This is a genomic window from Bacillus sp. ISL-77 (genome assembly GCF_018613105.1).
The window spans coordinates 1-12,015 of record NZ_JAGGQY010000054.1; the positions used below are offsets into that span (position 1 = coordinate 1).

Annotated in this window: 11 protein-coding genes and 2 pseudogenes; 3 read left to right on the top strand and 10 right to left on the bottom strand. The window is 34.9% G+C overall.

All coding sequences use genetic code 11. The annotated features are described in order from the left end of the window. Positions 1-355 precede the first annotated feature (355 nt). From J7E77_RS22315 to J7E77_RS22360, 10 genes and pseudogenes are all read right to left on the bottom strand, one after another. A complete protein-coding gene (locus J7E77_RS22315) occupies positions 356-1,219 on the bottom strand; it encodes an immunoglobulin-like domain-containing protein (RefSeq protein WP_214717061.1) in 864 nt (287 codons plus the stop codon). Next, positions 1,206-2,333: a DUF5011 domain-containing protein gene (locus J7E77_RS22320; protein WP_214717053.1), complete on the bottom strand. Its 1,128-nt coding sequence runs from the start codon at positions 2,331-2,333 to the stop codon at positions 1,206-1,208. Before J7E77_RS22320 ends, J7E77_RS22315 begins: the two co-directional genes overlap by 14 nt. 82 nt (positions 2,334-2,415) lie before the next feature. Further along, positions 2,416-2,595 carry a hypothetical protein gene (locus J7E77_RS22325; protein ID WP_214717054.1) on the bottom strand — a complete coding sequence of 60 codons (180 nt, stop codon included), beginning with the start codon at positions 2,593-2,595 and terminating at the stop codon, positions 2,416-2,418. A 279-nt stretch (positions 2,596-2,874) separates the two neighbouring features. Continuing rightward, a complete protein-coding gene (locus J7E77_RS22330; protein WP_214717055.1) occupies positions 2,875-3,159 on the bottom strand; it encodes a hypothetical protein in 285 nt (94 codons plus the stop codon). Positions 3,160-3,336: 177 nt separating this feature from the next. Next, the gene (locus J7E77_RS22335) at positions 3,337-3,624 is read right to left on the bottom strand and encodes an ankyrin repeat domain-containing protein (protein ID WP_214717062.1); all 288 of its coding nucleotides are present in this window, start codon (positions 3,622-3,624) and stop codon (positions 3,337-3,339) included. A gap of 281 nt (positions 3,625-3,905) precedes the next feature. Beyond that, a complete protein-coding gene (locus J7E77_RS22340; RefSeq protein WP_214717056.1) occupies positions 3,906-4,094 on the bottom strand; it encodes an amino acid transporter in 189 nt (62 codons plus the stop codon). Positions 4,095-4,612: 518 nt separating this feature from the next. Continuing rightward, positions 4,613-4,822, bottom strand: a complete 210-nt coding sequence (locus tag J7E77_RS22345; protein ID WP_214717057.1) for a DUF3006 domain-containing protein — start codon at positions 4,820-4,822, stop codon at positions 4,613-4,615. Positions 4,823-5,140: 318 nt separating this feature from the next. Then, positions 5,141-5,968, bottom strand: a pseudogene (locus J7E77_RS22350) (ComEC/Rec2 family competence protein); the annotation flags it as partial. A gap of 340 nt (positions 5,969-6,308) precedes the next feature. Beyond that, a complete protein-coding gene (locus J7E77_RS22355) occupies positions 6,309-8,876 on the bottom strand; it encodes a heavy metal translocating P-type ATPase (protein WP_214717063.1) in 2,568 nt (855 codons plus the stop codon). Positions 8,877-9,082: 206 nt separating this feature from the next. After that, the gene (locus J7E77_RS22360; protein WP_214717064.1) at positions 9,083-9,403 is read right to left on the bottom strand and encodes an ArsR/SmtB family transcription factor; all 321 of its coding nucleotides are present in this window, start codon (positions 9,401-9,403) and stop codon (positions 9,083-9,085) included. A 197-nt stretch (positions 9,404-9,600) separates the two neighbouring features. Between J7E77_RS22360 and J7E77_RS22365 the strand changes: the two genes are divergently transcribed. The 3 genes and pseudogenes from J7E77_RS22365 (at position 9,601) to J7E77_RS22375 (ending at position 11,753) form a co-directional block, all read left to right on the top strand. Then, entirely contained in the window at positions 9,601-10,149 is a 549-nt protein-coding gene (locus J7E77_RS22365) for a copper resistance CopC family protein (protein ID WP_214717059.1), read from the top strand. Positions 10,150-10,152: 3 nt separating this feature from the next. Next, the gene (locus tag J7E77_RS22370; RefSeq protein WP_251028156.1) at positions 10,153-11,067 is read left to right on the top strand and encodes a copper resistance D family protein; all 915 of its coding nucleotides are present in this window, start codon (positions 10,153-10,155) and stop codon (positions 11,065-11,067) included. 195 nt (positions 11,068-11,262) lie between these two features. Beyond that, positions 11,263-11,753 (top strand): annotated as a pseudogene (locus J7E77_RS22375) (PCYCGC motif-containing (lipo)protein). Positions 11,754-12,015: the final 262 nt, after the last annotated feature.

Consider the following 12,015-nt stretch of genomic DNA (forward strand, 5'->3'; position numbering starts at 1 on the left):
AACTCTCTACAGGAATGCTAAACTGCTTCGTTAGTTTAAGTACAATATTTCACAAACTGCTTCGTTATACATAACAAAAAGCGATCCCTTTTTAAAGCACTGCACCCGTGGTTTAACTAAGAACCCAAATGGTCTTAACTTGCATTGGTTATTCAATTGAGTTAGCAATATAACTAATACATCTGCGGTAACCTTGTTAGACACCTTTTTATCAATTCCGAGCATATATTGCCAGTTATCTTTTTCAAAAACAATGTTTCGCCTAAATTCTACTCTTGCCCTTTCATTATTTTATGTGAAAAAGCTAGGACAATATAACAAAACAGACAGCAATATTTTGCTGTCCTTATATGAATCAAAAAGTATACACTAAGTTATCATTGATATATAGACCAATTTTGCCTGTATCCCAGCTATTATATATCATTACATTGTCTATAGATGTATATTGATATTCTTCTATAACAGTTCCATCTTTTGTTATGGTCACAGTATTTTTAGATTTATCCCAATATACATAGTTTCCTTTAAAATAACATAAATCTCCATAATAATTATCAGCTACACCTAAGAGTAAACCGGTTCCACTTGTGAAAGTATCTTCTGTTATAGCTAATATTAGTGGAATACTACTTGTCAAACTATCAGTAGTATTATTAATAATATTTAGTGTAATATAATTTCCAGCCGGATCATACCATAATTTAACTGTTGAATCTAAGGCTGAGCCACTGGCAATATCCAAGCCATTTTTTGTTACATAATAACCGTCTGCATTCAATTTAATGACGTAGTTTTCAAAAATAACTGTTTGGTTTTCCTGAATAGTTCTCTTGCTTGTGATAATATCGTCGGCTGTATAAGTAACAGACCCTTGAACCGTGATGATTCGTACAGCTTCTGTGACATTTCCAGCTGCATCGATCACCGTATAATCTAATTTATACTGACCTTCAGTATTGGGATCGACACTACCCGTTACCACGATTTTTGAGGTAATGTCTCCGTCATAGTTATCAACCGCCTTTACTCCGCTTAACGGATCGAAGGAAGAATATAATCCAATCGTCGTGTCTTCTACACCCGAGAGAACAGGACTGTCGCCATCCACCACTTCCACCCTTCGGCTTGCGGTACTCGTATTTCCAGCCTCGTCAGAAACGGAATAGACAACCGTGTAGGTTCCTGTTTTATTGGGATCGACACTACCCGTNNNCAACCGCCTTTACTCCGCTTAATGGTTCGAAGGAAGTATATAATCCAATCGTCGTGTCTTCTAGACCCGAGAGAACAGGACGATCGCCATCCACCACTTCCACCCTTCGGCTTGCAGTACTCGTATTTCCAGCCTTGTCAGAAACGGAATAGAAAAGCGTGTAGGTTCCTGTTTTATCGTCATTCACCGAACCAGAAACTTGAATCTTCGATGTGATATCACCGTCGTTATTGTCCGTTGCAGAAATTCCCGATAAAGGATCGAAGGAGTCTCCGACAAAGATTTGAGAATCTGTGATGATGTGAAGAACCGGTGGAATTGAATCGATCACAGTTATGGTCCGATTGGCGATGGCAGTATTTCCGGAACGATCGGCAACGGAATACGTTAAAACATAAACGCCTGCGTTGTGGACGTTAACTTTTCCTTTTCCTTGAATTTTAGACGTGAGATCTCCATCGTAATTATCCTTTGCAGTTATTCCATCTAACAGACGGAAATCATCCCCCGTGTTGATTTTCGTGTTATGGATGCCATTGAAAACGGGCTTTGTTTGATCCACCACTGTAATCGTTCGAATGGCAACTCTTTTATTGCCCGCTAGGTCAGTAACTATATAGTTAATCGTATATTTGCCAATCTTTTTCGTATTAACGGAACCAGTCACTTTTATTTTGTTCGTCACATTACCATCGACATTATCACGGGCTGTTACCCCTGATATAGGTTTAAAAACTGAATTCAAAGAAATCGTCTTATTGGAAATCCCGTATATTGTTGGTTTGGCCAAATCCTTTTTCACAGTAATAATACGGGTAACCGTCGTTTTATTCTTTGCTCGATCTGAAACAGAATAAATCAGTTTATTCTTTCCTGTTTTTTTCACATTGACAGAACCTGTAACTTTGATTTTTTTGGTCAGATTTCCATCCCGATTATCTTTCGCTGTCACTCCGGATAATGCATTAAAAGAATGACCGATATAAACGGTTTTGCTCACTGCCCCATAAATTTTCGGTTTCGTTTTGTCCGAAGCCGCTTTGGTCATATTCGGCAAAGAAAAACATAAGACCAATAGACTCATTATCATAAAAATGGCTTTCATCCTTAATTTCATTTTCTCCCCCCGCTCTCTCTAAATCATCTAAATTATACCACCATAGGAAAATTATAACTATCAAAAAACACCAGGCGGCTCTTTATTTACTATTAAACTTTTCATCTAAATCACTAAGATCCCAGTCTCCATTCAGATTCTCATAATTCATTTCATTATTCATAGCTTTAATTGCATTAACCACATTAACCGTAAATGAAGTAATCCCAATGATGATTCCTAAAATCAATAATGCTATAACTATTTTCTTCTGCTTCGTCATTTTCCAATCCCTTCATCGAGCAAGTTTTATAATTAGTAGTTTATCATTTTTATATTTACGGCGGGTTGGTTGGATGAAACTGTTCACCCGTTTGCTATCAAGAGAAGACATTTTCACGATTTTGTTTACTCACACAAAACTGCCCAGTTAGTTGAAGAAGGAAGTAACAATACTTGATTTACAGAGCAATGAAATAAAATAGCTTGGATTAGATCCAGGTTTTTTTCTTCTTTAACAAAAGCACCACGTTAGCTTAATAAGAACTCCGATTAGCTAATACTACTTTTCTTTTGAATTTCTCGAACTCAATAATATTCTCAAAATGCTAATAATAAGCAAAACAAGTGGTATTGCCTGTACCAATAAAAACCCTTTAAAAAAGTCAAACATATCACTGACAGGAGCATCTGTCGCCATTCCTCCGATAAATAACGAAAGTGGTATAATAATTAGATTTACACCTAAACAAATAAGAAAAAATGATTTCTTTGAATCTCCCTTTATGATTAAAAATATACCGCTACCTATAATTCCAATTAAAATTACAGAATATATTATTAACATTGTCCATAACACTCCCTAATGATTTAGACCTTTCTTTATTTTCACTTTAACATTCTCAAAATTCATTATGTTTTTTACATATTCGCTATTCTTTTGGAACTAGCCTACCACGTTAGTTTAAAAAGAGAAGTCGCTTGAAATGGCAGCCTGAACTAACCCTTTAGTTGAAAATGAAATTTAACATTTCTTTTCCCATTGCTTTAGTAATTCAATAATTTCTGGTTGGATATGATCATCCCAACCTTGTTTTGCTCTTTCTAAACAACCATCCATCTTTGCTCCGTTTTCTAACAAATATGAAGCAATGTCAATAAAGCCGAAATAACACGCAATTAACAACGGTGTCCTGCCTAAACGGTCACATAGGTTCAAATTAGCACCTTGATGAACCAATTGTTTTATAAATTCAAAGTTATTGCTATGAACTGCCCAGTATAAAAAAACTTTGACCTTGAAATTCCTTATTTACATCGTGTGTTTTTAAAAATTTATTTAGACCTTCACTATCTTTTCTATGTAATAAATCGGAATAATTCATTAGTAACCAGCCTCTTTTCTTAATTATTGCAGCCCCTTCAAACTAAATCCTACCATAAACTTCACCTTTCTTATTAAATTAACCTGCAACGTTAGTGAAACAAGAAAAGCTGCCAGACAGCTCTGAACTTTCCCCTCAAGCACCCGTTAGCTTTAATTAGAAAAAGCCACTAAATAGTGGCAAGCCAGTCTTAAAATTCAAATATCAGTTAGTTTAATAAATTTAAAATGACCATTAACAGTATGGATATCGCAAAGAAAGCAAAAATGAAATACCCAAAATACTTTAATGGTTTTGGTACTCTTTTTAAATCATCTTTTCTAACAGTTCCTACATTTCCTTCTATTGTATCAAAGTGTTCTATTACATCATTAAATGGTTTATTTTCCTCTTTCACAAAACCACCTCTTTACCATATTTTAACATACATAAAACTTTAAAGTTTTATTTTTTGTGAATTCTTTTTGAACTAACTCACCCTTATATACAATATGATTTTCAACCGTATTCAACGTAAGCAAAGAAACCAATAATGCCAGTTTTCTATCTTTGTAGAAGCATTATCTACAGTAAGTATTTATAGTTTTCAACGTTAACAAACATAGGACTTTGCTTGGAGAGGTGGATATGATAGGCTTGGTCGCCTGATGAAACAACTGCTTCAGCCTTTCAAGACAAATCGTGCCCACAGAGGCTCCAAGTCAAGTCCTTAAACATCTATCTATGGATACATATAAACAAAGATAAAAGGTGCATCGGTCCAAGGATTTGTAGCTGATACTGTATATAAGAAGTAGGTTAGTGGAACAAGAAAGGGGGTGCCCACGCGGTTCTGAAGAACTAAAGAACCTATAATGTTTAAGAAATAGCAAATTAAAAAAGACTTTCTGTTTAGAAAAGTCTTTTTTATAATATTTATTCAAATAAGTCGTTCATTAAATTTTCAATTTCTTTCCGTCGTATATCTGTTTCTTCTTTTAAAACAGTTACGTGTTCTCCTTTGATTTCAACTATGTCACCAACGGAAGCGTTTTTAGGAAAAATATCTTTGTTAAAGTCTTTTGTTTCATTACCAATTTCAACAACCACTAAATCTCCTTCGAAACGGTCAATAATCCCCCTCATACCATCACATCCTTATTGCGGAATAAAAGAAGTTTGGGTTTTATATGCTTTCCCTTTATAGCTCGTCGATACATCTACCACTACTTTGTATCCTTTTGCAGCCCTGCCGATTTTAACTGGTAAAGCCTTGCCGATAGTACCACTATAAGTAGTATTTGTGCTCTTATAATGGAATACCGCTTTATAAGTTCCACTTTGAATGCCTTTTACCGTTAGATAAATCGTACTATTTTGTTTTGGTTTTGTGTTATTTAAGGTTGCTGAAAGTTTATAGGAACTAACAGGCGGTTTTGGAGCTGGTTTACTTACTGTTCCAGTTGGATTTACATTAAACGTAATAGTTTTTCCATCTGTAGAAGCAATAATGTGTCCTTGTTGGTCTGTCCTGAAAACTTTAACATTGGCCGCCTTTAATCGATTTAATGTATCGGAAGTAGGATGACCGTAACTATTTCCCTTACCTACAGAAATCACAGCATATGTCGGCTTCACCGCATTTAAGAAAGCGATACTTGTAGATGTTTTTGCCCCGTGATGACCTACTTTTAAAACATCCGAACGTAATGTTTGTTTAGAATTAATCATATCGGTTTCGGATTTAAATTCTGCATCACCGGTAAACAAGAAAGATTTACTGCCATATACGATTCGAAGAACAGCACTCCAATCATTTAAATCGCTTCCGTAGGTTTTAACAGGAGCTACAAATGTGGCTGTAACACCTTTTAACGGTATTCTAAGACCTTTTACTACAGCCTTAATTCCTACACCCTCACGTTTTACCGCATTAAGAAAATCGCTGTAAGCCTGAGTCGTATGGCTAACTTTAGGAGCATAAACAGATTTTACTTTGAAGGCATTTAGGACTTCATCCAACCCACCTATATGGTCTACATCAGGATGGGTGGCTACCATTACTTCAATGTCTTTAACACCCTGTTTCTTCAAATAAGCAACAACATCGCTCCCATCCTTATTACCACCATCGATGATAATATCATCACCATTAGCAGTTTTTATGTAGATGCTGTCACCTTGTCCTACATTAATATAGTGTACCGTCATCTTGCTTGCTGCTTGTGTTTTGATGCCTCCTAATATAGAAAACACTAGTAATAAACTAAGTATAACTTTGAGTTTTTTCATTTTTCTTACCTCCCCTAATGTAATTTACCACAGATTTTCCATTTTCACATTACTTTTTAACTGAATGGTATTTTCTTTACCTCTCTCCTCTGTTCAGTAACATCTCTTTATCATTTATAATGTGTTTTTTGATGATATTTTGCCTTTAGTCGAATAAACAAAAAGCCGCCATTGGCAGCTAGATTTTCAAGTAAAGCACCCGTTGCTTTAAGTACAATTCTTCACAATCTGCTTTGTGAATCGAACCAGAAAAGGCGATGCCTTGTTAAAGCATCGCACCGAATAAGGGAATTAGGAAATTCACCAAAGCTAGATAAAACTTGGGATATCAATATCGTTTTTAACCTTTAACTTTCAATAGGCGTAGAGCATTTAAAATTACAATTATGGCAGCACCGGTATCACTTAGCACGGCTATCCATAATGTTAGCCATCCAGGGAAGATTAAAGCTAGGGCAATAAACTTCACAATTAATGAAAACCAAATGTTTTGTTTAATTATTTTTAATGCCTTTCTGCTGAGATTGATTGTATGAGGCAGCTTTTCGAGATTGTCTGCCATTAAAACAATATCAGCTGTTTCCATTGCTGTATCTGTTCCAGCACCACCCATTGCAATTCCTAAATCGGCCGTTGCAAGTGCTGGTGCATCATTTATGCCGTCTCCAACCATTGCTACTTTAAAACCTTCTTTTTGTAATCGCTTAATAGAATTCACTTTATCCTCTGGCATTAATTCAGCAAAATAACGGTCAATTGGAGCTTCAGAGGCAATCATTTTAGCTGTTCCTTCATTATCTCCAGTCAACATTACGGTTTGATTAATGCCAACTTGTTTTAAACCATTTAAGGCATTTACCGTTGTCTTACGTATAGTATCAGAAACTGTGATTATACCCATTATCTTTTGTTCCGTACCAATAATAACTACTGTTTTTCCTTTTCTTTGAAACTCTTCTGCTATGGTTTTTATATTGCCTAATGAAACATTCATTTCTTCAAACAGTTTAAGATTTCCTGCATAATGAATAACGCCGTCAATAGTAGCTTGAACCCCTTTACCAACTATACTTTTATACAACTGGCCATCTTTTGATTGTATGCCCTTTTCTTTTGCATAGTTTGCAATTGTTTTAGCTATTGGATGAGTTGAATAATCCTCTAATGTCAAAGCAAGGGATAATAACTCGTCTGCTGAATTGGCTAGAGCCTTTATTTCAGAAACCGTTGGCTTTCCTTCAGTCAATGTACCTGTTTTGTCAAAAGCAATGGCATTTATAGATCCTGCGATTTCTAAGAATGATCCACCTTTAATTAAAACACCATTTTTAGCCGCATTGCCGATTGCAGAAACAATCGCTACAGGAGTCGAAATAACCAATGCACAAGGACAAGCAACTACCAATAGTTCAAGTGCCTTATAAATCCATTCTCCCCACGTACCAAATCCAAGAAGGGGAGGTAAGACCATAACAGCTATAGCTAATATGAAAACAATTGGTGTATAGATACTTGCAAATTTATCGACAAATGCTTGGGTTGGTGCTTTTTGTTCTTGTGCCTCTTCTACCAAGTGAATAATCTTTGATATGGTTGTATCTTCAACTAACTTAGTTACTTTGATTTCAATAGATCCACTCTCATTTATCGTACCAGCATAAACTGTATCACCAATTGCCTTATCAACTGGAATAGACTCTCCTGTGATAGGAGCTTGGTTTACGCTGGATATACCTTGAACGATTTCTCCGTCTAATGGAATTTTATCCCCTGGTTTAACAATGATTATCTGTCCAACTGAAATCTCTTCAACTGGCTTTTTAACCAATTCAGTGCCAATTAACACCCACGCTTCTGATGGAGCTAAATCCATTAAATTTCGAATAGAATTTCTCGTCTTTTCGATTGATCGATTCTGTAGAACAATACCCAAAGCAAATAACCAAACTACGGTTGCTCCTTCTAACCATTCACCAATTAATGCAGCCCCAATTGCCGCAGCAGACATTAAAACATTCATATCAAGCGAACGGCTTTTCAAAGCATAGTAGGCACTTCTTATAGGCTTAAACCCACTCAGAACAAGTGCAAATGCATATAAAAAATTGCTTATTGTTGGGTAAATTCCAGTGTAAGATCCAATGAATCCAAGAGCTATCAAAATTCCTGAAAAGATGATTAAACCATTTCCTTCCTTGCTTTTAGGAGTTTCGGTAGCTTTACTACTACTCTTTGTAACCAAGGACGCTTTATAACCTATTTTAGCCACTTCTGAAACGATATCTTCAACGCTATTGACGTGATCTATCTTCATTTTTCCTGTAGAAAAATTCACACTAACATTTTGTACTGAAGGTATAGCATTTAAATGGTTTTCGATACTTTTCGCACAACTACCACAATCCATTCCTTCGACATTGTACGTCCTCATATTTTTGTTCTGTTCAAGCGATTCAACCGTATAACCAAGTTTTTGAACTTGATTTTCAATTTGATCAAACGAACCGGCATCTCCAACCACCTGTAGTTTTGCTGTACTGTAGTTCACTGTTACATCTCTAATCCCTTTTAAAGCACTTAATCCTTTTTCTATGGTGACAGCACAAGCTGGGCAATCCATTCCTTGTACACGATATACAACTTTTTCTTCAGAAGTAGTTGGCGAAAGAGGAATGTCTTTTGAATGTTCTTCCACTTTACTGCTACAGCAAGAGCTTTTTACCTCATTAGGTTTTTCTGAAGCGATAGAATCACTGCTACAGCAAGAGCTTTTTGCCTCATTAGGTTTTTCAAAAGCAATTGAATTATTGCTACAGCAAGAGCTCTTTGCCTCATTAGATTTTTCTAAAGCAATTGAATTACTGCTACAGCAAGAGCTCTTTGCCTCATTAGGTTTTTCTAAAGCAATTGAATTACTGCTACAGCAAGAGCTTTGTGCCTCTTTAGGATTTTCTAAAGCGATAGAAGAAACATTACTATAACAAGAGGCCTTAACTTCAATAACATTTTCTACTGTATTTAAGTTACTGTCGCAACAACTTTTATTTTCATCTGTTTGATTTTTTTGTATTTCTTTTGAACTGCAACATTTATCAGCCAATGAATTTCACCACCTTATTCAATATGATTCTCACAACAAGCTATATCAGTTTGCACTTCTTCGAACACTGTATGGAACATTGTTAGTAAGTCCCTTACTTGTTGATTTCGCAGGCTATATTTAATGTATTTACCGTCTTGTCTGCCTACAATAAGTCCACAACCTTTTAAGCAAGCTAAATGTTGGGATATATTTGATTGCTTGCCATTAAGATCTTCTACAATCTCTGAAACAGTTTTTTCTTGTTCTTTAATAGATTCAAGAATTTGAATCCTTGTTTTATCTGAAAATCCACGTAGAAACTTGACCTTCATATCAGCATCTGTTTTTACCATCAATAACTTTACCTCCAATCATATTAGTTGTTGCTAATATGTTCTGATATCATCATATTAGCAACAACTAATATGTGTGTCAAATAATTTAATTATAAAAAATTCAGATAATTTACTTTACTAAATTACGGTTGGAGGAGATGTTAGGATTTAATCATTTTGATAAAATAAAACGGTAAAACAATATGGAGGTAATTATGGTCAAGAAATCATTGTTATTTACATTTTTAATTTTCCTAACATTTATTAACAACGCTTTTGCTCACACTGGCTTAGAGAGTTCATCTCCTCAAGATGGAGAAATCGTCAAAGAGGACCTTCAAGAGATAACATTATCCTTTGAAACAAAAGTAGAACAAAGTAGCACTTTTCAAATAATAAACTCCAATGGTAAATCAATACCTGTAGAAAATATCTCTTTAAATAACAACAAAATAGTTGGGAGTTTACAAAATCAATTAGAGAATGGAAGTTATAAAGTAGAGTGGAATATTATTGGGGCCGATGGACATCCAATTAAAGGGGGATTTTCTTTCTCAGTTCAGGTTCCAAATAAACAAACACAAATTGGGCAAGATCAAGCTCTTGTAAAACAACCAAAACAAGATGAAATTAAAAAAGCGAATGAAGTAAATAAAAAATATGAACAAAAAAAATTACCCTCATATGTAATTCCTTCGGTAATTGTGGTTCTAATCATTATAGTTATCTGGAGCTTTTTATTGCTAATGAGGAGGAAAAAATAATTAATGTTATTCGTCGGAATGGTAAGTGAAATATTATTATATCTTTGCTTTTCTCTTATAATAGGAAGCTTTCTCCTTTATATGGTACCAAGTTCTAAACGTCCTGATATTATTGTGCCTAAAGGAGCATTAATGACGGCAGCAGGAGGAATAGCAATTCTATCGTTCGTTCCAGTTTTGCAATTGATACTTTTTCTATATGAAGATATAGGGCTATCTCAAACTTTTAAATCGGTGTTATTTACTTTTGAAGTAGGGCAAGCGTGGATTTTCTCCTATCTTTTTGCCAATGTGTTATTTATTTTTATTGTTTGGTTCGATTATAGGAATAAGAGAATATATGCATTTATTGGTCTGCTCTTCTCTTTATTTCTAATTTTGGGTCTTGGATGGGCAAGTCACGCCAGTTCTCTAGATCAGTGGAAAGGATTTATAACCCATACTTCCCACCTTACTGCCGTTACTGTTTGGGTAGGGATTTTACTGGTCGTGAGTTGGTTTTCAAAGGATTATTCAAATTGGCTGAACTTTTTAAGATGGTTTACCCCAGTTGCAATTACTTGTTTAACAGTGACAATTGTTACGGGGCTTATTCTAATGACATTTGTAGTTGATATTAATGATTATGTAAGAACTTGGGTGTTATCTTATGGACAAGCCCTTCTAATCAAGCATTTGTTAATCATTCCGCTGATAGCTTATGCAATAATCAATGGTATTCTAATTAGAAGGAAACTAAAAACCAATACGGCATTTAACCCAAAACCTTGGACAAGAGTAGAAAGTATAGTAATTCTGCTTGTTTTTTCTGCTACAGCAGCATTAGGACAACAATCGCCACCTCACGATATTATCCAAACAGTTAAAAGTGTAGGGGCATCTAAATTATTTACCAAGGAGCATTTTACCCAGAAATGATTGTGAGGTTTAGTATAAATGCAACAAGTGCAATCCTTATCGTATTAGCTGTGCTGTTCTTAGTATTAAATGTATTTTCATTTATAAAGAAAGCACCACCGGTAATATCATTCTTTATGAGTGTTCTATTCGTATTTTCAGGTTATCTATCTCTGGTATTAAGTATTATTTGAGAAAAGTGAGGTGAAGAAAGAAATGAAAAAATTTATAATACCATTTTTAATTATGTCATTCATTTCTACAGGGTGTTCTTTAAATAATGATCAATCCAAAGGTGAGCAAACAGATAATGGAGATACTCAACATAAACAACCGAAGTTAGAATATATTATGGGGAGTAATGATTGGTCTGTCGTAGCTTCAGTAACTGACAGTCCTAAAATACTTGAAGCCTATCAATTTGCTGTCGAGCATCCAGAAGTTTTAAATTATATGCCTTGTTATTGTGGTTGTTATGAAGAGGACGGGCATACAAGTAATACAAATTGCTTTGTCGATTCAGTAAAAGGCGATGTAGCTCTATTAGATACTATGGGCTTTGGCTGAGGAGTCTGTGTTGATATCGCTCGTGAAGCGAAAAAAGAATATGAAAAAGGTACAGATCTAAAAACATTCGTCAAATCATTGATGATAAATACAAGGGTTTAGGAACTCCTCCAACTCCTACTCCTATACCAAAAGGATAATAAGCAAAAAAGCACTCACTAAATTGGTAGTGCTTTTATTTATAAGTGCCTACATTTGCAATGATGGCAAGAATATCGAATGAACAATATACGACTAACATTTTTCTGTTTTCAACGTAAACAACTTCTCTATTTAATGCTTAGTTTCATAGGTTACCCATTCTTTAAATGAATTTCACTCCAAAAATATTACTGATTATATAACAGAGAATTTTCTTTTCTTCTATGACTAAACTGCTTCGTTAGCATTCCTGTAGAGAGT